The sequence below is a fragment of the Anabaena sphaerica FACHB-251 genome, from assembly GCF_014696825.1.
Taxonomy (GTDB): Bacteria; Cyanobacteriota; Cyanobacteriia; order Cyanobacteriales; family Nostocaceae; genus RDYJ01.
This window is the reverse complement of sequence record NZ_JACJQU010000002.1, coordinates 139,841-161,617: the sequence shown is the minus strand read 5'-3', so window position 1 is coordinate 161,617 and position 21,777 is coordinate 139,841. Positions and strand designations below refer to the sequence as shown.

Below are 21,777 nucleotides of genomic sequence, written 5' to 3'. Positions count from 1 at the left end.
CTAAATATTCCCTTAATTTATAAACTGAAATGGTGAAAATAAAATGTTACTACCGAGCAAAATAACCTGATAAAATAAGTTACTCAGGAACATTTACAGCATATCACCAGTTGTCATAGCAGTTATATGGTGCCTGGTGGTGTGATGTGCGCCCCAACTTTGACCGATATTACCCGCGCTTGGGGGATTTTGGAATATTTCCGCACCAATTGGTTAGAACCTGTTTGGTTAGGTTGTTCTTTAGAAAGATATGAAGAAATTCAATCTTATGAAGATTTCCAGAAGTGGTTAAATGAAGATATCAAACATCGAGAATCAGACTTAGGTTTATACTGGCGCATGGGTTTAGATATCGGTTTAGATCGATATGGTGCTGGTGTGGGTAAATATGTGACTTGGGGTTATATTCCCCATGAAGATAGATACAATAAACCCACCATTGAAGGACGTAACGCTGCTGTAATTATGAAAAGCGGTGTTTATGATAGCTTCACTGATACTCATGCTTTGATGGATCAATCTTTTGCTCGTGAGAACTTAACCCATTCTTGGTACGATGAAGGTACAGAAGATTGGCATCCGAGCGATCGCACCACTGCACCTACTATCAACAATAATAAAGACTTTAGCGGTGCATATTCTTGGGCAAGTGCTGTCCTTCACCAAGACTTGGGACGTTTAGAAGCCGGACCCCTAGCACGTCAATTAGTTGCAGGTGGTAGACATGGTGAGTCTTGGCAACATTACGACCCCTTCATTCTCGATGTCTTCAAAAAAATGGGTGGTGCTAATGTTCACGTCCGTCAATTAGCACGAGTTCACGAAATTGTCAAGTTATATCGCCAAGCTGAACGCTGTTTACGGGAGTTCAAATTAAACGACCCCTGGTATATCAAACCCAAAGAAAAAGACGGTAAAGGTTGGGGTGCAACGGAAGCAGCAAGAGGGGCTTTGTGTCACTGGGTAGAAATTGAAGAAGGGAAGATTAAAAATTACCAAGTTATCGCCCCAGGAACTTGGAATATTGGACCCCGTGACGGTGCTGGACAACGCGGACCGATAGAACAAGCGTTAATAGGAACACCTATTGAAGACCCTACAGACCCCGTAGAAGTTGGTCATGTAGCCCGGTCTTTTGATTCTTGTTTGGTGTGTACTGTTCATGCCCATGATGCCAAAACAGGAGAAGAATTAGCTCGTTTTCGCACTGCTTAAATGGGTAGATAGGCGAAAATATTAGACATCTACCTGGTAAAAATTAAATATGTGTCTTCCATAACCCTTGTAGAGACGTTCCATGGAACGTCTCTACTAATCCGAGGATTCCCCATCTCTGCGTCCGAGTTCATAAATCCCTGTACCCATACAGGCAAGTATGCCGGTGCTAATTCCCCAACTCTCACCTAAACTGATTTCTAGACCCCAGTTACATAAAGCACCAAAGATGAAAAAAGGCATAATGCTAAACAGTGAGGCGTAAAAAGCATTTTGCGATTCTCTGGCTTTGCGTGTCTTTTCAAATTCTGTTTGACTAGTATACAGCGATCGCTCGGCAAAATTAAACCACCTGTTCAGTTGTTCTGTCACCCATTCCCTGGTTGATGCCAAAGCCAGATATAGAGCCAAAGACCATAAACAAGCTCCAGCGATCGCAATTTTATCTAACTCAAATCGAAAGGGCAATATATCAAACATGGCATCGGGTAATTCTGCAATACCTAATTTTAGCTTGAATTTGCTGCTAAATGGGGCATAGGGAATACAAAAACTCCTGTCTTCTGATCGCCCAGCTTGGTGTCAGCCCTAATTATTTGAGCATTATTTGTGAAAAACAGCACAAAAAAGAGAACACTATAATTAAGTATATAATTTTCCCTATATTCTATGACAAGCAACACTCAAGAAGCCTCACACATCTTAAATCTGCAAGAGTGTCAAAATCAACTACAGCTTACAGTTCAGTATCAAAAAATCTTGTCGAGAATTCTGGCTAAGATTCGCGCATTCATAAACCTAGAATCTCTGTGTTCATCTTCTTGTCAAGATATTTGTCGGCAATTGAAGATTGAACGGGTAGCAATTTATCGCTTTAAGGATGACTGGAGCGGTAGTTTTATCAATACCTTGGGTTTTGCAGAACCCCCCTGGAATACACTGGCAGCCTTTGGACAGGATCTGGTGTGGGCAGATACCCACCTACAGGAAACCAAAGGTGGAAGATACATAAAAAATGAGCCGTTTGCTGTAGGTGACATTTATGAAGTTGGACACTCTCGTTGTCATATTGAAGTATTAGAACAGTTCCAGATTCGAGCTTATGCGATCGCCCCAATTTTTGTTGGTGCCAAATTGTGGGGTTTGCTTGCTGCCTATCAACACTCAGGTCCTCGAAAATGGCATCCTCATGAAGTTGAATTTTTAGCGCAAGCTGGCAGCCATATTGGCATCGCTATGCAGCAGACAGAAATCCTAGAACAAACTAAACAACGTACAGCAGAACTACAAGATTCTATTGCCCGACAACGTGCTTTAGCTGAAGTAGTGGGAAATATTCGCTCATCTCTAGATACAAAGATTATTTTAGATACCACCTGTCAAGAACTCTGCAAACTTCTGAAACTAGAACGGGCAGCAGTTTATCGTTTCCATGAAGACTGGAGTGGCGAATTTGTCAGCCAATTCGGCATGGTAGAAGCCCATTGGGATAGAATTAACCCATTTGGTAGAAATCTAGTCTGGGAAGATTCCTACCTGCAAGAAACCAAAGGCGGCAGATACCGCAATAATGAAAGTTTCGCCGTCAACGACATCTATCAAGCCGGACACACCCGCTGTCACATAGATATTTTAGAACAATTTAAAATTCGGGCTTATGCCTTAGCACCCATTTTCATTGGTCCAAAACTATGGGGAATCATAGCAGCTTACCAACACACCAGCCCCCGTCAATGGGCAAATTATGAAGTAAAGTTTCTAGAACAAGTGGGGGCGCAATTAGGTGTTGCCCTCCAGCAAGCTGAAAATTTGGCTCAGTCCAAACAACAAGCGATCGCGCTCCAAGATGCGATCGCACGGCAACGCACACTCACAGAAGTAGTCGGCAAAATTCGCTCCTCTCTCAATATTGACCTCATCCTCAAAACCACTTGTCAGGAAGTATGTAAACTATTGCGAGTTGAAAGAGTCGGCGTTTATCGCTTCCATGAAAACTGGAGTGGTGAATTTGTCAGTAATTTTGGCATGGTAGAACCACAGTGGGACAGCATTAACCCCTTTGGTAAAAATCTAGTTTGGGAAGATACCCACCTGCAAGAAACCAAAGGTGGACGCTACCGCAATAACGAAAATTTTGCAGTTAACGACATCTATCAAGCCGGACACACACGCTGTCACCTCGATATTTTAGAACAATTCAAAATTCGGGCTTATGCTTTAACTCCCATTTTTGTAGGTCGCAAGCTATGGGGATTACTGGCCGCTTATCAACATTCTGCACCACGTCAATGGGAAAATGTAGAAGTGGAATTTTTGGGACAAGTTGCCAGTCAACTAGGAGTGGCGCTGCAAAGTTCGCAAATGATGACCCAAATCCAAACCCGTGCGGATGAAATGCAGCAATCGGCTGAACAGCGGCGGATTTTGTTTGATTTAGTCGTCAAAATTCGGGAATCTTTAGATTTAGAAACTATACTCCATAACACCACACAAGAAGTCAGGCGCTCACTCAAAGCAGATCGAGTTGGTATCTTCCACTTTAATCCTGATGTTAATTTTGGCGGCGGTGAATTTATCGCTGAAGATGTACTACCCAAATTCGATTCTGCTCTAGCGATGAAGGTGCAGAACTATTACTTCGGAGATCAGTACGCACCCCAATATAGCCCAGGAGAAGTACAAGTCATATCTGATATTAACAGCGTCGGCTCTAAAGTACCTCATTTGGACATAATTGAGCGATTCCAAGTTAAAGCCCAAATCATTGTCCCCTTAATTGAAGGTGATCAACCTTGGGGTTTATTGTGTATTCACCAATGCACCCATCCACGTAATTGGGAAGAGTCCGAATTGGAATTTGTCACCCAAGTAGCGGCTCAACTCAGCGTAGCCCTGCGTCAAGCCAATTTATTCCAACAATCGAGTTTACTTGGTCAAACCCGTGAAGAAGCCAATCAACTTGCCCAAGCACTAAATGAATTACGCACTGCCCAAATGCAAATTATTCATGCAGAAAAAATGGCAAGTTTGGGGCAACTGGTAGCAGGAGTAGCCCACGAAATCAATAACCCCATTAATTTTATCCACGGCAACTTAGAACACGCCCACCAATACACACAAGAATTAATGCGCTGTGTAGAACTTTATCGGCATCATTATCCATATCCTGCCCTAGAAATCCAAGAATTTTTTAAAAAAACAGAAATTGAGTTTTTATTTGAAGATTTGCCTAAACTATTCCAGTCTATGAAGGTTGGCACAGAGCGCATTCGGGAAATTGTCACCTCTTTACGAAATTTTTCCCGATTAGATGAAGCAGACTTCAAAGCCGCAAATATTCACGAAGGTATCGACAGTACATTGATGATTTTACAACACCGTTTGAAAACTTCCGGTGATAACTCTGCTATTTATGTGAGCAAAGAATATGATAATTTACCTTTAATTGAATGCTATCCTGGTCAGTTAAATCAGGTATTTATGAATTTGCTCTCTAATGCCATTGATGCCCTGGAAGAGCGAAACGCCAAAACAACTCCCGAAGTGCTGGAAACAAACCCCAGCAAAATCCGAATTTCTACCTCCCTGCTGAATCAAGATTGGATTGCTATTCACATTGCTGATAACGGATTTGGTATAGATGAATCAGTAATCTCTCGGCTGTTCGATCCCTTTTTTACTACTAAAGTAGTCGGAAAAGGTACAGGACTAGGACTTTCTATCAGCTATCAGATTGTGACAAATAAACATAACGGCAAGATCTACTGCCATTCGGAACTTGGCCAAGGCACGGAATTTGTAGTTGAGTTGCCTATTAATCCAGTGACAGCTAGAAAACAGGTATAGCAGGGAACAGGAAATAGGTGACAGAAGGTAAAAGGCAAAAGGCAATTATTTCTTCCCTGCACCTCTGCACCCCCTGCTATACAATACCTAATGTGGTACAGCTAACCGTTCATCTTTTACCCGCACCTGGCTATTTTCCTCAACAATCTTACGGAATAAATCACCATCAATGGTTTCCTGTTCTGCTAACAAATCAACTAAACGCTCCAAAACCATGCGGTTTTCTTGCAGCAATTCTTTGACCTTCACGTAACAATTACTAACAATCTCTCTGACTTGAGCATCAATTTTAGCAGCAATTTCCTCAGAATATTCTGATTTATTCCCCCAGTCACGCCCCAAAAATACTTCCTGGTTTGGACTTTCCAAGGACAAGGGGCCCAAATCAGACATCCCAAACCGTGTTACCATTTGTCTGGCCATATTTGTGACCTGTTGCAGGTCTTGTCCTGCACCTGTGGTTACTTCCGGCTTACCAAACACAATTTCTTCGGCAGCCCGACCGCCTAAAGCTGCCATAATCCGCGCTAAGATTTGGGAACGGGAAATTAAGCCTTGTTCTTCATTGGGCGTAAACCAGGTTAAACCTAATGCTTGTCCTCTGGGAATGAGGGTAACTTTTTGTACTGGGTCATGTTCTTTAACTAACGTACCTATCAAAGCGTGTCCGACTTCATGGTAAGCAATTAAACGTTTGTTTTTGCTATCTACTAAAGCTGCACCTTCCATACCAGCTACCACCCGATCTACCGCATCATCAATTTCGAGGATGGTAATTGCTTCTTTGCGTCTTCTGGCGGTGAGAATAGCTGCTTCGTTGAGGAGGTTAGCTAAGTCTGCACCTGTAAAACCAGGAGTACGACGGGCGATCGCATCTAAGGAAACGCTAGGATCTAATTTCTTATTCCGCGCATGAACTTGCAATATTTCCAAACGTCCTTTTAAGTCCGGTGCATCCACCATGACTTGTCTATCAAAACGACCAGGACGCAACAATGCAGAATCTAAAACATCAGGACGGTTGGTAGCCGCAATAATAATAATGCCTGTGTTACCTTCAAAACCATCCATTTCTGTTAATAGTTGGTTTAAGGTTTGCTCTCTTTCATCATTACCACCACCGATACCCGCTCCCCGCTGTCTACCGACTGCATCAATTTCATCAATAAAGATGATACAAGGAGCGTTATCTTTGGCTTTTTTGAACAAGTCGCGGACACGGGAAGCACCCACACCCACGAACATTTCGACAAATTCAGAACCGGAAATACTAAAGAATGGTACAGCGGCTTCCCCAGCGATCGCCTTTGCTAGTAGAGTTTTACCAGTACCTGGAGGTCCAACCAACAGCACACCTTTAGGAATTTTTGCACCCACCGCCGTAAATTTTTCCGGTTGTTTGAGGAAAGTCACAACTTCCTGTAATTCTTCCTTGGCTTCTTCAATTCCCGCCACATCATCAAATTTTACCCCGGTTTTGGCTTCCATTTGAAACCGAGCGCGGGATTTGCCAAAATTCAAAGCTTGGTTAGAAGCATTGGTAGAACGGCGCAGGAACAACAGCATTAAAGCCACTAGTGGTAAAATCCACATCAGGTTGATTAATAGCCCCACAGCTGCTCTGCTGTTAGCGGAGGAAACCTGACCAAACTCAACATTTTTTTCTTTGAGTTTGTTAATTAACTCAGAGTTTTGATCTAAAAGTCGCACCGGTATAGGTGGTGCATCTGGCTTTTGATCGGCTAGATAAACTTTAGCTATTTGTTCAGTTTCATCAAGTTCTACTCTTTTAACTGCCCCTTGCTCTGTTTTCTGGAGCAATTCCCCATAAGATAAAGAGTTACGCTCTACTTTTTGTGCCAAGACGGGACTAATCCCGAAAATTCCCGGCAACATGATCATAGCGGCTGCTAATGCCCCAGTCCAAGGAACGCGCTTTGTGGGACGCTGTTTTCTCAATGCTTTTTTACCAACATTTGTCATAAGATTTACCCTTTTTCTTTTGGCATAAGCTGATTTTTGGTTTTATGCCTATTCTTCTAGCAGAAATAGCAATAACTGGAAATTACAGTTTTCTCATCTAGTCTAACTTCGAGCTATGAGGAATTGGTGATTGATGTTTAGGAAAGATAACGATCAAGGAGAAACGCGACAGCTTAAATCCTATTATCCTCTGCTCTTCGGTCTATATTCCCCCCAATGGAATTTGACAGAAAACAAAACTCATCGTTACAATCACCATAGTCGTAATGACTCCGCTTTTTAATAATTCTAGTTTTGTGGGTGAATTATGGTAAAAATTGTTGGTATTGGTGGTAGTTTAAGACCTGGCTCCTATACCCAGCTAGGGTTACAAGTAGCAGCACAACGAGTAGCAGCTTTAGGTGCAGAGGTAGAAATTCTCGATTTACGGCAAATGCAGCTACCTTTTTGTACTGGTGCTAAAGAATATCCAGAATATCCAGATGTACAACGCTTGCGCGATACTGTTGGCAGTGCTAACGGCTTAATTTTGGCTACACCAGAATATCATGGCGGCGTTAGTGGTGTTATCAAAAATGCTTTAGATTTAATGAGTTTTGATCAACTATCAGGGAAAGTGACAGGATTGATTAGTATTTTAGGTGGGCAAGTAAATAGTAATGCTCTCAATGACCTGCGAATCATTATGAGATGGGTGCATGGTTGGGTAATTCCCGAACAGATTGCTATTGGACAAGCTTACAGTGCTTTCAGTCCTGAAGGTAAGCTGCTGGATGAAAAATTATCTCAGCGGTTTGATCAGTTTGCTCAAAGCTTGGTAGATAATACGCGGAAGTTGCACGGAGTTAATTAGAAATAGGGAGCTATTAACTGATTTGAGGTATAAAATCTAGCTACCTGGTTAATAGCTCTGCCATTTAAACTAGCAAATTTTCTATAAGTGGCAATAGTGTACATTGAGAGAATCTTCTACATCAGGACTTACGCAACTAGCATATTAGTAAGGTGCGTCAGATGTCAAAAATCTATTTATTGACAGGATTTATGCAATCTGATGCACCCTACAAGAGATGTTTGATGTGACACTTGCGTAAGTTCTATACATATAGCATCGTTTTTAGGTATTGAGCATGATTTGAGTTTTACGTTACACCGTTCTAATGATAAAATTAGCTATTACAATAAATATACAAGTCAGAATAAGTAATATTTAACAAGTATGGCAATTGAAGTAGTTCCAATTACTTCTGATCAATTAAATCAGATACTTATAGCTGAAGAAAGTCATTTTCTTGACCTCAAGGCGATAGATGTACAACCTAGAAAATTATGTAAATTTATTTCTGGATTTGCTAACGCTGATGGTGGAGAACTTTTTATTGGAATTGATGAGAGTATAGTAGATGACAAAAAAATAAGACATTGGCATGGTTTTTCTGATCAGGAAGCTGCAAATGGACATTTACAAATTTTTGAATACCTTTTTCCGCTGGGAGATGATTGTTCATATACATTTCTTACTTCTGAAGGTTATCCTGGTTTAGTTCTACAAGTGACTATTTTTAAGTCACGAAGAATAGTAGAAGCTTCTGATGGTATTCCCTATTTAAGACGTGGCGCACAGACTCTACCTGTTAAAGGTGATAAAGCTTTAGAAAGATTAAAACTTGACAAAGGTATCGAGTCATTTGAGAGAAGCACTATTGGTGTAGAGCTTGAGCTAATCACAACCTCACAGGTAATGTCCACATTCATTAATGCTGTTGTTCCAACTACTGAGGCTGAATTGTGGCTAAAGAAACAACAGTTAATTCAAAAGGATAAACCAACAATAGGAGGAATTTTACTGTTTGCCGATGAGCCTCAAGCCATTTTACCAAAGCATTGCGGAGTGAAAATTTATAGATACAGAACAAAAGATGTAGAAGGAACAAGAGAAACTTTAGCCTTTGATCCAATCACTATTGAAGGTTGTCTGTATGATCAAATTCAGCAAGCTTTAGCTAAAACGATAGAAATTGTTGAAGAAATACCAAAAGTAGGAGATAAAGGATTAGAATCAATCAAATATCCAGAAGAAGCCATACATGAAATTTTAACAAATGCTTTGCTACATAGAGACTACAGTATAGCCTCTGATACTCACATTCGCATTTTTGACAATAGAATCGAAATTGAAAATCCAGGAAAACTGCCTGGTCACATTACGGTAAAAAATATTCTTAAAGAGCAATATGCACGGAACGGAGCTATTGTTCGTATCATCAACAAATTTCCTAATCCACCCAATAAGGATGTTGGAGAAGGCTTGAATACTGCTTTCCACGCAATGGCTAGGTTAAGACTACAACCTCCTGAAATATGTGAACAAGAAAACTCTGTTGCTGTACACATTAAACATGAACCTCTAGCTTCGCTAGAAACAACTATAATGTCATATCTAGAGAAGCACAAAGAAATTACTAATAAAATCGCTCGAAAAGAAACTGGAATTCGTTCAGAAGGTACTATCAAAGCAGCATTTTACAGATTACGAGATAGTAGACTAATTGAGCCTGTTCCCGGAAGATCAAAAAGTAATGCGGCTTGGCGTAAAGTTGGAACTATTGATACAGATCCAGAAGATACAACTTCAATATATGAAAATTATCCAGAGTATGAGCTATTAGTTATGAACTATCTTGACACACATTCAGAAATAACGAATCGTGAAGCCAGAGAACTTACTGGAGTTGAATCAGGTACAGTAATTAAAAATATATTTTATAGACTGCGGAAAAAAGGACTTATAGAAATCGTGCCAGGTAAATCACGTATTCATGCTTCATGGCGTAAAGTTTTAAAATAATTGGTAGTTTTTGTTTTCTTCATGACCACAAACGCTGAATAGAATAGGCATCAAAAGCTACATCACGACTAACTAAAACCAGAGAATGATTTATAGCTTGTGCCACCAGAATCCGGTCAAAAGGATCACGATGATGCAGGGGCAGACTCATATAAATTTCAACATCTTGAAATGTAATCGGTAAAATTTGAGCGTTAACATATTGCAATTCCTTCTGTAATTCTTGAAATGATCGATTGAGTTGCAATTTACCCAGATTGATTTTAATAGATATTTCCCAAAGGCTGGCAATACTAAAATACAAACCTGTTTGACTATCAATAACTTCTTTTGCTGTAGCTCCTAAATTGGCATCACCAAGTAAGTACCAAAGAATAGCATGAGTATCTAAAAGTGATTTCATGTTACATATATTCCTTCATATCTTCTAAAGGTTCATCAAAATCATCAGACATAATGATTTGACCAGACCAACTACCATAACGATGAAATTGTTCAAGCTGTTCTTGAGAAGATTCAATCTTTGCGTGTTTCTCAAGTAGATATTCTGCATAATGCAATATCTCTTTTTTTAGAGACTCTGGCATTTTGATAAGTGTTTGAAAAATATCTGTATCTAGGGTCATGATTTCTCCTTATATTCTCAACTCCAAACTTCAATTAAATCCAAAACAAACCCAGGTAAAACATCTTCCCCAGACAAACTTACAGGATGATCTAAAACTTCCACATCTTTACCAGGACGATAAATTTCTACTCGTTGATTTTTCCGGTCAATCAACCAACCTAAACTAGCACCATTTTCTATATATTCTCTCATCTTCGCTTGCAACTTTTCCAGAGAATCAGTTTTAGAACGTAATTCCAGCACAAAATCAGGACAAATAGGTGCAAAACTTTCCTGTTCTTCTAAACTGAGAGCATCCCATTTTTCTTGTTTTACCCAAGCTGCATCAGGAGAACGGTCAGCACCATTAGGAAGATGAAAGCCTGTTGAAGAGTCGAAAGCTTCTCCTAATTTAGTCTGACGATTCCACAACCACAGTTGTCCAGCAATATCAAAATTTCTTTTTCCGGTATAACTTCCGGTAGGTGGCATAATAATTAATTCTCCCGTAGCAGTTCGTTCTAATTGTAAATCTCGATTTGCGATCGCCAAATCAACAAACTGCTCATGAGAGATTTTCAAAGTTATTGTAGTAGGGATATTCACAGCCATAGCTGAAGATAAGTTAGCTTGTGTCATCCTTCCCTCCTGAAACTGTTACCTGTCTTGTAGTTAGTTCCAGATTAACATTGAAACTTAAGGTAAGAGGCAAGAGGTAAGAAGCTATTCTTCTTCTGTTCCCCTCTTCCCTGTCACCTGTCACCTAATTAATGATGATGGTGATGATGATGTAAAGCTAACTCACGATTAACTTCCTGACCTTCCTCTTGCATCAACTCTGCAATATGAGCATTTGCCCATTTAGCAGCCATATCCAAAAATTGGGGATCGTCATTTACACAAGCCATTTGTAAATAATCCACACCAGAATGCTGTTTTTCTAAGTCATGAATGATGTGATGAACATCTAACAGCGTTTCGTGGTTTTCTGTAGCAAAGCCAATAGGCATGAAGATAATCACCTTTGCACCCAATTGAATTAGGTTTTTTGCAGCTTGGGTAGCATTTGGCTGTGTCCATTCAATTAGCGGTGTGTCGTGATTAAGCCAACCCACAGAAATTAAAGGATAACGATTAATTAATTTTTCTCTGACTAATTCATAAAGTGCTTGACTTTCATCAATTCCTGATGTAAAGCCTTTGGCTTTGTGAGGACAACCGTGATTCATCAACACAATGCCAATTTGTGAAGGTAAATAAGCTGCTGATAAATCAGTGTTAATTTTCTCTTCTACCAACTGCGCCATTAAATTAATATATTCTGGCTCATTGTAGAAAGAGGGAATATATCGCTGTGCTTTCACCCAGTGTTCATCACCATCAGCTAATTCGACCAGAGCATTATTAACTTGCTCAATGGCAATGCCACTGGTAAAAATGGAATCTACAACCAAAAGCGGGTAAATGAGAATTTTGCTAAAGCCCTGCTTTTTAATTTCTGCTAAAACCTGGTTAGGCAGAAAAGGAGCGCAAAAGTTAAAAGCCTTGAAAACTTGAACACCACCACCCCATTTATGTTGTAATTCGTGTTCAATTCCAGCCCGTTGCCGTTCAAAAATGGCATTATGTGGAGAGATGAAATCATGGTGTGTGTGTCCCCATTCATGGCGGTCAAATAACGCCAACAGCTTTGCAAGGGGGGGATAAATCCAAGTGGGGACTGGTGCGAATTTGGCAGTGAGTAGATTTAAAGCCTGTTCATTATAATTAGCGAAATCTTCGTAGCTTTCGACTTCGCCATAGCCCATGAGCAATACAGCTACGCGGTCATGGCCTGGTAGATGCTCGTGAGTATGTTGCAGTTTTTCTGGAGTTGCAACCACAATAATTTCCTCGATATAAGCAAAATGGAGAGATCCTCAAAGGGAATAACTGTATTATTCCCCATACTCATTAATTATTATCCCATCCAGGGGGATAGGATAGATATGAACATAAAAATATACAACTAAAGACATAGTGAAACATAGTGTTGCTATTACCTTACATAGCAGTTAGAGTATTTTGTTACCCATGCCTGATGTAGATCACAATTAGCAGGCGGCTTAAAAAGCTAATGAAAATAATTATTTGCGCCGGTATTCATGAACCAGAATTAACGAAAAGCTTTATCACAGGGTGGTTAGATTCAGCAACAGATAGATCAAACAATGAAAATCAGCCTGATATACTGGTTTTTTCGGGAGAAGGGATTTTAACTTTATCAGCACTTCATATTTTGCTGTTTTTGCGCGATCGCTTGAGTAATAAGCTAGAATCGCCTGTTATATTCATTGGCTTTAGTGCTGGTGTAGTTGGGGCTATAGGTGCGGCGACGAAATGGCAACTCCAGGGCGGTAATGTCAAAGCGTTTATTGCTATAGATGGTTGGGGAGTCCCACTATGGGGTAATTTTCCCATACATCGCCTGAGTCATGATTATTTTACCCATTGGAGTTCTGTTATTTTAGGTAGTGGGGAAGATAATTTTTACGCCGACCCACCAGTTGATCATTTATCAATGTGGCGATCGCCCCAACAAGTACAAGGTCATTGGGCAGATCCATCAATTGGGTTTCCCCAGCCTCCAAATTCCCTGAATGCTGCTGAATTCCTTCATCTATTGTTAAAACGCTATGAATAAAAGAGGACTGGGGAGATGGGGGAAGAAAACAAGGAGCTTTCTCGCAGGGAGCAAGGGGGAAAATACCTCTCCCCTGCCCCCTGCGCCCTGCCCCCTGCCCCTGCCTCCTGTCACCTATCACCTATTCCCTAGTATCTAAATGTTTCCCACTGAACCGACTGCTGTTAATAGCGGCTTTGGCGCACTGCTAAAAAACCGTAATTTTATGCTCCTGTGGATCGGGCAACTGGTTTCCCAACTGGCAGATAAAGTATTACTGATCCTAATGATTGATTTGTTAGAGAAAAAATACCTACCTGCCAATTTGTCAGAAGGCACTGGGCGCTTTTATCTATATATGGCATTTACCCTGCCAGCTATTTTTTTTGGATCTGCGGGTGGTGTAATTGTTGACAGGATGCCAAAAAAGTTAATTATGGTTGGTTCTGACTTTGTGCGGGGGCTATTGACACTGAGTATACCTTTCTTGCCAAGGCAGCTATGGATATTATTAACACTTAATTTCGGTATTTCCACAGTGACGCAGTTTTTTGCCCCAGCGGAACAAGCCACTATTCCCCTGATGGTAAAACGAGAGAATTTAATGGCGGCTAATGCCTTATTTAGCAGCACGATGATGGGAGCATTAATTGTTGGTTATGCTGTGGGAACGCCAATTCTGCACTGGGCTGAATATCTAAACTTTGAATTTGGCAAAGAACTATTAGTAGGAGGTTTCTACCTTTTATCGGCCATAATCATGCTGCCGATTCAGTTTAAAGAAAATAGGCAAACCTCTGTAGTTAATCCCCTAACTGAATTTTTACAAGGCTGGCAGTATCTGAAACAAAATCGCCTCATCTGGAATGCGATGTTGCAAATTGTCGCGTTGTACTGCGTGTTTGCCGCACTACTGGAATTAGCCATCAGATTAGCTGCAAAGCTGAACTTAGAGCAAACTGATTTTAGCTTTTTTGTCGCAGCTGCTGGGGTGGGAATGGTTTTAGGTGCTGGAATTCTCGGACACGTTGGCCATAAATTACATCGTAAGCCCCTGCCTTTGATTGGTTTTATATTTATGGCATTGGCACTAGGAATGTTTATTGTTATTCATAATCTCTTTTTAGCTCTCGCAGTGTGCGTTTTCTTGGGATTAGGAGCATCCCTAATCAACGTGCCAATGCAAACTTTAATTCAACAGCACACGCCCCCAGCAATGCACGGTAAGGTATTTGGCTTTCAAAATCATGCCATTAATATTGCCCTATCGGCTCCCCTGCTGATTACAACCAAGCTAGTTAACGCTTTTGGTTTATCAATAGTTCTGTGCGGAATGAGTCTCACTGTGGCAGTTATCGGTTTCTGGACTTGGCACAATACCCGGAGAGTCTTGCAAGATGTGATGTAAAACTTGTAGAATCATAATCCATCTCTATACTGATCGATAGAGATTATCTCAGCATTTGCTAGAATTTTTAAATTAAAATGAAATTCTAAATACAGAATCTAAGCGTTAATTTTAGCTATATTTTGAGGTTAACCGTGCGTTCACAAAGTATCTCCGCAGGAGAATCGCCTTCTCAAATCAGTCTCCCACAATCTGAAAACCACAAGCCCTCTCGGAACTCCAACTCGTCTGCTGTTACTCCCAAGCGGGAAACAGGCGGTTTTGCCTTGTTAGATAGTCTCCTCCGTCATGGCGTTGAGTATATTTTTGGTTATCCCGGTGGGGCAATTCTCCCGATTTATGATGACCTGTATAAAGTAGAAGAAACTGGCAGGATTAAGCACATCCTAGTCAGACACGAACAAGGCGCGTCCCATGCAGCTGATGGTTACGCCCGTGCCACTGGTAAGGTGGGAGTATGCTTTGGTACTTCAGGACCAGGCGCAACTAACTTGGTGACAGGTATTGCCACTGCCTACATGGATTCAATTCCCATGATTGTGGTGACAGGACAAGTACCAAGAGCAGCAATTGGTACAGATGCCTTCCAAGAAACAGACATATACGGCATCACTCTACCCATTGTCAAGCATTCTTATGTAGTCCGTGACCCGAAAGACATGGCCAGAATTGTGGCTGAAGCGTTCCACATTGCCAGCACGGGAAGACCGGGACCAGTTTTGATAGATGTCCCTAAAGACGTGGCTTTAGAAGAATTTGATTATGTGCCTGTAGCACCAGGTTCTGTTAAATTACCTGGATATCGTCCCACAGTTAAGGGCAATCCCAGACAAATTAACGCAGCTATACAGCTAATTCGCGAAAGTCGCCGTCCATTATTGTATGTGGGTGGGGGTGCGATCGCTGCCAATGCCCATGCAGAAGTTAAACATCTGGCAGAATTATTTAATATCCCTGTCACTACCACTTTGATGGGGATCGGTGCATTTGATGAACATCATCCCCTATCTCTGGGAATGTTGGGAATGCACGGAACCGCTTACGCTAACTTTGCGGTGACAGATTGTGATTTGCTAATTTGCGTCGGTGCGAGATTTGACGATCGCGTCACAGGTAAATTAGATGAATTCGCTTCCCACGCTAAAGTCATTCATATTGACATTGATCCGGCTGAAGTTGGTAAAAACCGTGTTCCTGAAGTGCCTATCGTCGGCGATGTCAAGAGCGTTTTAACTGATTTACTCCGTCGATGTCAAGACGCAAAGGGAAAAAGTATACCTGATCAAAATCAAGAATGGTTAAATCTCATTAACCGTTGGAAAAAAGATTATCCTTTGGTTGTGCCTCATCATGCTGATAGCATTTCTCCCCAAGAGGTAATTGTGGAAGTTGGTAGTCAAGCACCCAACGCATTTTATACTACAGATGTGGGGCAGCATCAAATGTGGGCAGCCCAATTTTTGAAGAATGGACCAAGACGCTGGATTTCTAGCGCAGGTTTAGGCACAATGGGTTTTGGTGTGCCTGCGGCTATGGGTGTTAAAGTTGCCTTCCCGGATGAAGAAGTAATCTGTATCAGCGGTGATGCCAGTTTCCAAATGTGCTTGCAGGAATTGGGAACACTAGCACAATATGGCATAAACGTCAAGACTGTGATTTTAAATAACGGCTGGCAGGGAATGGTGCGCCAGTGGCAAGAAGCCTTCTATGGTCAACGTTATTCCTGCTCCAATATGGAAGTCGGGATGCCAGATATAGAGCTTTTAGCACAGGCTTATGGCATCAAGGGGATGGTGATTAGCAAGCGCGAAGAGTTGGCAGATAAAATTGCCGAAATGCTGGCACACAATGGACCGGTGATTGTCAATGTTCATGTTACCAGAGATGAAAACTGCTATCCAATGGTAGCTCCTGGTAAGAGTAACGCGCAGATGTTTGGTTTACCTAAGCCAGCACCTACAACCGCAGATGAGCCGGTTCATTGCAGCCACTGTGGTACAAAAAATCCATCCAGCCATAATTTCTGCGCTGAGTGCGGGAATAAGTTGTAAGTAGCATACCCAGATCCCTGACTTCTTCAAGAAGTTGGGGATTTCTATTCTGTCAATCTACCCACAGTTGAGAAAAACGTTCAGCTGTCCATCCAACAATATCTGACACCTGCCCATCACCTATTTCTACTATCCGTTTAGTGCCATCTCTACGTTCTATTACATCCACAGAAAAAAACTGGCTCTTAATTCGCTTGGCACACTCAAAAACAATTTCTGGAATTTCTTCATCTGGTAAAGGGGCAAAAGGTTTACCAAATAAGACAAAGTAACGCCTTTCTGTTTCAGGTACAAAATCTTCAAGACGGCGCACACAAATACCTCCTTCAATCGTGCCTCGAAACTTTTTCATTTGGGCAACTACTGTTTTGATTTCTGAAGGTTGATTAATTATCGAGCCAACTGAGGTTTTGAGAGATTTAACATAATCTTTAATAAAAAATTTATTCCAGCCAAGTCGGTTCAACTCACTCTCTAAGTCATCATTGACGGCATAAAATTTAGTCTCTGGAGTTAAATCAGTAATTAGGGGATACCAATTGGGAAGATAGTGTGTGGCTAGATATTTAGCCTGGGAAGTCAAGACACTTGCCCCTGTACTTTCTACGACATTAACTAATAACTCGTAATCTTTGGGCGAGAGCATCCAACCTCGATATACTAATTTTGAACCAGGAGTGGGGACGGGAATAATCTTTGATGAACCAGACCCCAAGGACTCCAAAGAAATGACGGAAGTTGCAAACCCAGCATTCTGCATACAAGCAACTTGCTCTGAGTACGCTGCATCTGCTTTTTTAGGATTGAAGTAATCGCTAGGAAAAAGAAATCTCACAATACCTCAAATGAATATGCTGCCTATGAATTATATTTTACGAGATCAAAATAATATAAATCGTTACAGCTTCGGCAACGACAGCGAAGTGTCTGTTATTGGCTTATGGATGACGTGCTTCATAGAATATTCTCCACCATCAGCATCAGATAAAAATTCTATTGCCAGTTCGGATATCTTCTTTTAGGTCGGGTGTAAAGCTTCTGCACTCTGATAAGATTTTTTTAACCGATGACACATACACTCCCATACCCTGAAACCATTGTCTTTTACCTCTGTGGGGCTAATGTATGAAAAAAAGTAACAGTCTCTGTGATTTTATGCAATCATTTGGGAATCTTAGAAGTTAGCTAAATCCTAAGGATATTTATGTCTAAATGTGAGTTGCTCAAAAGCAGCAGCAGTAAAGTGAAGCTAGAACCAGAAGTAGCGATCGCCATCATCGGACTTTTTTCAGCCTCTACTGAAGAGGAAGGTATTATTTCCACCGAAGAATACCCCTTACCGGAAATGCTGGAAGGTATTGAACTGTTTGAAAATTACTCTGAGGAAGACTTTGAGCAGTTAACAGCGAAAGTCAACGCCTTGATAGGGGAACAAAAATTAGAGAATTTAATTCCTGGTGCGATCGCATCCTTAACAAAAAAGAGCTATCGTGAAGCTGCTTACATCACAGCTATCTTGATAGTGGGGATGGAAGAAGAGATACCCGAATCAGAAGAAGATTATCTCTTTGAGCTTCAGGAAGCATTAAAGATTTCCGATGAGCGAGCAGAAGAACTGATAGACGAAGTTTTCGAGGAATATGAAGACGAAGAGGAAGAGGAGGAAGAATAATAATTCTTTGTTTATCTAAATTTCTGATCAGGAGCTTCCACTTAATAAATCTCATACCCAGATCCCCGACTTCTTTGAGAAGCCGGGGACCTATCTCCCGATAAATAAGTTTATTTAGCTCATGAGTGGCATATTTTAGGCTATCATGGGCTTTTTACGTAGTAATAAGGTGTAATAAAAACTCAATGTAGGTTGACTTGACATTAGGAAACCCAACATTTAGCCTTGATGTTTAGTTACCAACAGCTAAGTAGGTGGGCGTTAAAAATATAAGATAAACCTAACCCCCCAACCCCCTTCCCTACCAGGGAAGGGGGAGTCAAAGCCTCTCTCCTTGTAGGGGAGAGGTTTGGAGAGAGGTTTTATATTTAATTGTGCCGAGCTACTTACGCAAAGTCACGAAATTATGATTAGATTTAGTAGAAATAAAATGATTTACAAAAGAATTTCTATTAGCTTGATGCTGCTATTTATCGGTGTTCAACTTAATCTTAACCAGCAAATAGCTCAAGCACAAACCCCAGTAACACCAGCAACTACCACAAAATATACTTGTCCTGCTCAACTAGAATCATCCATAGATGCTGTAATTAATCGTCCTTTATTTAAGAGAATGCGTTGGGGAATTTTGGTAAAACCCCTATCATCTCCACAAACTCTTTACAGTCGAGATGCAGAAAAATACTTTATTCCTGCTTCTAATACTAAGTTATTCACAACAGCAGCCGCATTGCAAAAACTAGGTGCAAATTTCCGCATTCGTACCTCTATTTATCAAGACAGTGAAGGTATTTTGCGTGTTGTTGGTAGGGGAGATCCGAGCTTAAAAAATGCTCAATTAACAATATTAGCAAAACAGTTATATCAACAGGGTATTCGGCAAGTTAATCAATTAATTGCTGATGATAGTTATTTTCAAGGTGAAGTTGTTCATTCTAGTTGGCAATGGGAAGACGTACAGGCTTATTATGGCGCACCTATCAATAGTTTAATTGTCAATGAAAATGCGTCTATATTAAAATTTTTACCCCAGAATATTGGTCAACCATTACAACTTCAGTGGGCTGAACCTACAGAAGCATATAGATGGAAAATTGAAAATAATTCTGTCACTACTCAAGAGAATGAACCTGGTTTTGTTGAAGTCAACCGTGATTTAAAAGGACAGATATTGCGAATCAAAGGGCAGTTAGCTGTAAATTCTCAACCAGAAATTACAGCTTTAGCGGTTTTTGATCCCATTGATAATTTTTTAAGAAATTTCCGACTGACTCTAGCAACTGAGGGAATTAATGTTAAACAGACATCTAACCTCAATGGTGGGAAAAATGAAAAAGAAATAGCAGCAATTGAATCTCCACCCTTATCTGAATTATTGGTAGAAACCAATGTCAATAGTAATAACTTGTATGCTGAAGCTTTACTTAGAAATTTAGCTGATAAACAAACATTAACAAAAAATCAACCTACTGCTGATGCAGGATTGCAAGCTATAAATACTATTTTAAATCAATTAGGGATTGAACCCAATAGCTACATTTTAGTAGATGGTTCTGGTTTATCTCGTAAAAATTTAATTAGTCCAGAAGCTTTAGTACAACTTTTGCAGATTATGGCTAAATCTTCTCAAGCCGAAGTGTTTCGTGCTTCTTTGCCTGTTGCTGGTATTAGCGGTACTTTAAAAAATCGCTTTCTTAACACATCTGCTCAGGGAATTGTGCAAGCGAAAACAGGTACAATGATGGGTGTAGTTTCTCTATCAGGATATGTAAATATTCCTCATTATGAACCTGTTGCTTTTAGTATTATGGTAAATCAATCTGAACAACCTCCAAGTGTTGTTAGAAAAGCAATGGATGAAATTGTGGTTTTATTAACGCAGTTAAAACGATGTTAATATATAAAGTTGTCTGATAGCGTTTGGATATTTGCGATGTCAGCATGACCGAAGGTGGCTTTTTTTGGTGTTTGCTCAAGATATGAATCAAGTCAAAAGTGGGTAGTCTCAATACAGCACAGATCAAGCCATACCTTGATTAATAAGAAAAACTTTTGAATACATGAGGTTTTCCACAATTAAACTTTTAGGTATCCTTTCGCGGAAAAATGGCATTCTCTCTTGTATTCATGTAGTAGCAGTTGTCTACAAAACCAAGCTGAGGCTCCTCAAGGGACGTAACAGCTATTCAGAATGCTTGTAATTTGATGTCTAACAAGTCTAATTTGATACTATCCCTTAACTCATAATTGTTTGAGCTATGAAACCAGAACAATTTCAAAAAATTATAGGCTACTTTGTCGAAGAATCACAAGAATACCTAAACACAATCTATAGAGCTTTCTTAAATTTACAAAACACAATTGATGATAGAGATGAATTAAATGAAATCTTTCGGGCTACTTTTAGTATCAAAGGTGGCGCTGCAATGCTAGGATTTACTAGTATGCAGAAACTTGTCTATCGTTTAGAGGATTGTTTAAAATTACTTCGTTATCCGATTATTGCTGATAAACCTCTACAATTATTATTCTTAGATATCTATAATGCCATCCATAGGTTAGTTCGGGAAATTAAAACTCCTGATGGTTTAACAGAAGCTAAAGTCAATGAGATTACATTAAATATAGATACTATTTTTACACTGATCAATTCTCATTTACTGTTTCTGATTGATAAGTCAAACTATAGAGCCAAAATAACCAACATAGATGCCTGTCAAACTTGGGGTTATGACATCCCATTAAAATTAATTCTGCTAGATACTAAAACTTTTCTGTGTAGAACTTTTGCAGATTATTTTGAAGGCTTACCTCATGTACAAATAGTAAATGGCTCGTTTGAAGACTTACCTTTTTTTGATTGTGTAGTTACTGCGGCTAGTTCTTTAAATTCTGCTCAAAATAATATTGATGCAGCAATTCTGAGATTTTTTGGTGAAGATGTAGAGAAACTTTTGCAAAAACGCATTCAAGAAGAGTATTTAGGAGATCAACCTATCGGTACATCTTTAATTGTGGAAACAAATCATCCTTTACATCCGTTTATTGCTCATGCTCCGGCGCTGAGAATGCAGATATCTATGGCTGGTAAGGATCATGTATATCAAGGTTTGTGGTCAACTTTGTTAGCCATCCGTCAACATAATAGAGTTTACTGCAATTGCATACAAAAGCAAATTAACATAGTTGCTGTTCCCGGTTTAGGGACGAGTCTTGGTAGCGTTCCAATTGATGAAGTTGCTAGACAAATGTCTATGGCATATCAAAATTTTCTTTTCAGTCTTTGCCCCTTCCAAAATTCTTATCAGCAACAAAGTCAGGATTTACTGACAGTATTTTAAAAGCGCAAAAATAAAGTTTTCTTAAATTCCGCAATTGCCACCAAGACAATTGGAAAATACTGGTTTATTCTTGAATAATAAAGGTATTGGTAGTGGAAAACTATTTATAAAATTATTTTATAAATAAAATGCCAACTACTCCTG

17 protein-coding genes and 1 pseudogene are annotated in these 21,777 nt (G+C 40.1%); 11 read left to right on the top strand and 7 right to left on the bottom strand.

The window, feature by feature from the left end:
* Positions 1–114: 114 nt before the first annotated feature.
* A pseudogene (locus H6G06_RS04415) lies at positions 115–1,215 on the top strand (nickel-dependent hydrogenase large subunit); the annotation flags it as partial.
* 96 nt (positions 1,216–1,311) lie between these two features.
* On the opposite strand, the gene H6G06_RS04410 reads toward H6G06_RS04415, so the two are convergent.
* Complete coding sequence (locus tag H6G06_RS04410; protein ID WP_190557463.1) at positions 1,312–1,695, bottom strand: hypothetical protein; 384 nt, start codon at positions 1,693–1,695, stop codon at positions 1,312–1,314.
* A 189-nt stretch (positions 1,696–1,884) separates the two neighbouring features.
* On the opposite strand from H6G06_RS04410, the gene H6G06_RS04405 reads away from it, so the two are divergent.
* Positions 1,885–5,061 (top strand): GAF domain-containing sensor histidine kinase, encoded by a 3,177-nt coding sequence (locus H6G06_RS04405; RefSeq protein WP_190557461.1) that lies wholly within the window; start codon positions 1,885–1,887, stop codon positions 5,059–5,061.
* A gap of 87 nt (positions 5,062–5,148) precedes the next feature.
* On the opposite strand, the gene ftsH is transcribed toward H6G06_RS04405, so the two are convergent.
* Positions 5,149–7,044, bottom strand: a complete 1,896-nt coding sequence (gene ftsH / locus H6G06_RS04400) for an ATP-dependent zinc metalloprotease FtsH (RefSeq protein WP_190557459.1) — start codon at positions 7,042–7,044, stop codon at positions 5,149–5,151.
* A gap of 307 nt (positions 7,045–7,351) precedes the next feature.
* Here ftsH and H6G06_RS04395 point away from each other — a divergent pair, with 307 nt between their 5' ends.
* Positions 7,352–7,897, top strand: a complete 546-nt coding sequence (locus tag H6G06_RS04395) for an NADPH-dependent FMN reductase (RefSeq protein WP_190557457.1) — start codon at positions 7,352–7,354, stop codon at positions 7,895–7,897.
* A 366-nt stretch (positions 7,898–8,263) separates the two neighbouring features.
* Entirely contained in the window at positions 8,264–9,892 is a 1,629-nt protein-coding gene (locus tag H6G06_RS04390) for an ATP-binding protein (protein ID WP_190557455.1), read from the top strand.
* Positions 9,893–9,911: 19 nt separating this feature from the next.
* Here H6G06_RS04390 and H6G06_RS04385 read toward each other — a convergent pair whose 3' ends face one another.
* The 4 genes from H6G06_RS04385 to H6G06_RS04370 form a co-directional block, all read right to left on the bottom strand.
* Complete coding sequence (locus tag H6G06_RS04385) at positions 9,912–10,295, bottom strand: type II toxin-antitoxin system VapC family toxin (protein ID WP_190557453.1); 384 nt, start codon at positions 10,293–10,295, stop codon at positions 9,912–9,914.
* A gap of 1 nt (position 10,296) precedes the next feature.
* The gene (gene vapB / locus H6G06_RS04380; protein WP_190557451.1) at positions 10,297–10,518 is read right to left on the bottom strand and encodes a type II toxin-antitoxin system VapB family antitoxin; all 222 of its coding nucleotides are present in this window, start codon (positions 10,516–10,518) and stop codon (positions 10,297–10,299) included.
* A gap of 17 nt (positions 10,519–10,535) precedes the next feature.
* A complete protein-coding gene (locus H6G06_RS04375) occupies positions 10,536–11,138 on the bottom strand; it encodes a Uma2 family endonuclease (RefSeq protein ID WP_190557449.1) in 603 nt (200 codons plus the stop codon).
* Between the two features lie 128 nt (positions 11,139–11,266).
* Positions 11,267–12,382 carry a ferrochelatase gene (locus H6G06_RS04370; RefSeq protein WP_190557447.1) on the bottom strand — a complete coding sequence of 372 codons (1,116 nt, stop codon included), beginning with the start codon at positions 12,380–12,382 and terminating at the stop codon, positions 11,267–11,269.
* A 233-nt stretch (positions 12,383–12,615) separates the two neighbouring features.
* On the opposite strand from H6G06_RS04370, the gene H6G06_RS04365 reads away from it, so the two are divergent.
* The 3 genes from H6G06_RS04365 (at position 12,616) to ilvB (ending at position 16,620) form a co-directional block, all read left to right on the top strand.
* Positions 12,616–13,182, top strand: coding sequence for a hypothetical protein (locus H6G06_RS04365; RefSeq protein WP_190557445.1), 567 nt, complete (start codon positions 12,616–12,618; stop codon positions 13,180–13,182).
* 139 nt (positions 13,183–13,321) lie between these two features.
* The gene (locus tag H6G06_RS04360; protein ID WP_190557443.1) at positions 13,322–14,569 is read left to right on the top strand and encodes an MFS transporter; all 1,248 of its coding nucleotides are present in this window, start codon (positions 13,322–13,324) and stop codon (positions 14,567–14,569) included.
* Positions 14,570–14,703: 134 nt separating this feature from the next.
* Positions 14,704–16,620, top strand: coding sequence for a biosynthetic-type acetolactate synthase large subunit (ilvB, locus tag H6G06_RS04355; protein WP_190557441.1), 1,917 nt, complete (start codon positions 14,704–14,706; stop codon positions 16,618–16,620).
* A gap of 52 nt (positions 16,621–16,672) precedes the next feature.
* Here the strand turns inward: ilvB and H6G06_RS27220 are convergent, their stop codons facing one another.
* Positions 16,673–17,455, bottom strand: a complete 783-nt coding sequence (locus H6G06_RS27220; RefSeq protein WP_190557439.1) for an ATP-grasp domain-containing protein — start codon at positions 17,453–17,455, stop codon at positions 16,673–16,675.
* A 16-nt stretch (positions 17,456–17,471) separates the two neighbouring features.
* Between H6G06_RS27220 and H6G06_RS04345 the strand changes: the two genes are divergently transcribed.
* The 4 genes from H6G06_RS04345 (at position 17,472) to H6G06_RS04330 (ending at position 21,633) form a co-directional block, all read left to right on the top strand.
* Complete coding sequence (locus H6G06_RS04345) at positions 17,472–17,642, top strand: hypothetical protein (protein WP_190557437.1); 171 nt, start codon at positions 17,472–17,474, stop codon at positions 17,640–17,642.
* A gap of 182 nt (positions 17,643–17,824) precedes the next feature.
* Entirely contained in the window at positions 17,825–18,292 is a 468-nt protein-coding gene (locus tag H6G06_RS04340; RefSeq protein WP_190557435.1) for a tellurite resistance TerB family protein, read from the top strand.
* 433 nt (positions 18,293–18,725) lie between these two features.
* Positions 18,726–20,189, top strand: a complete 1,464-nt coding sequence (gene dacB, locus H6G06_RS04335; RefSeq protein ID WP_422387044.1) for a D-alanyl-D-alanine carboxypeptidase/D-alanyl-D-alanine endopeptidase — start codon at positions 18,726–18,728, stop codon at positions 20,187–20,189.
* Between the two features lie 361 nt (positions 20,190–20,550).
* Positions 20,551–21,633, top strand: a complete 1,083-nt coding sequence (locus H6G06_RS04330) for an Hpt domain-containing protein (RefSeq protein ID WP_190557432.1) — start codon at positions 20,551–20,553, stop codon at positions 21,631–21,633.
* Positions 21,634–21,777 lie beyond the last annotated feature (144 nt).

Excerpts from the sequence above, each read along its gene's own strand:
- H6G06_RS04410 (WP_190557463.1), bottom strand. The coding sequence starts at position 1,695 with ATGTTTGATATATTGCCCTTTCGATTTGAGTTAGATAAAATTGCGATC.
- H6G06_RS04405 (WP_190557461.1), top strand. The coding sequence starts at position 1,885 with ATGACAAGCAACACTCAAGAAGCCTCACACATCTTAAATCTGCAAGAG.
- ftsH (WP_190557459.1), bottom strand. The coding sequence starts at position 7,044 with ATGACAAATGTTGGTAAAAAAGCATTGAGAAAACAGCGTCCCACAAAG.
- H6G06_RS04395 (WP_190557457.1), top strand. The coding sequence starts at position 7,352 with ATGGTAAAAATTGTTGGTATTGGTGGTAGTTTAAGACCTGGCTCCTAT.
- H6G06_RS04390 (WP_190557455.1), top strand. The coding sequence starts at position 8,264 with ATGGCAATTGAAGTAGTTCCAATTACTTCTGATCAATTAAATCAGATA.
- H6G06_RS04385 (WP_190557453.1), bottom strand. The coding sequence starts at position 10,295 with ATGAAATCACTTTTAGATACTCATGCTATTCTTTGGTACTTACTTGGT.
- vapB (WP_190557451.1), bottom strand. The coding sequence starts at position 10,518 with ATGACCCTAGATACAGATATTTTTCAAACACTTATCAAAATGCCAGAG.
- H6G06_RS04375 (WP_190557449.1), bottom strand. The coding sequence starts at position 11,138 with ATGACACAAGCTAACTTATCTTCAGCTATGGCTGTGAATATCCCTACT.
- H6G06_RS04365 (WP_190557445.1), top strand. The coding sequence starts at position 12,616 with ATGAAAATAATTATTTGCGCCGGTATTCATGAACCAGAATTAACGAAA.
- H6G06_RS04360 (WP_190557443.1), top strand. The coding sequence starts at position 13,322 with ATGTTTCCCACTGAACCGACTGCTGTTAATAGCGGCTTTGGCGCACTG.
- H6G06_RS04345 (WP_190557437.1), top strand. The coding sequence starts at position 17,472 with ATGCTGCCTATGAATTATATTTTACGAGATCAAAATAATATAAATCGT.
- H6G06_RS04340 (WP_190557435.1), top strand. The coding sequence starts at position 17,825 with ATGTCTAAATGTGAGTTGCTCAAAAGCAGCAGCAGTAAAGTGAAGCTA.
- H6G06_RS04330 (WP_190557432.1), top strand. The coding sequence starts at position 20,551 with ATGAAACCAGAACAATTTCAAAAAATTATAGGCTACTTTGTCGAAGAA.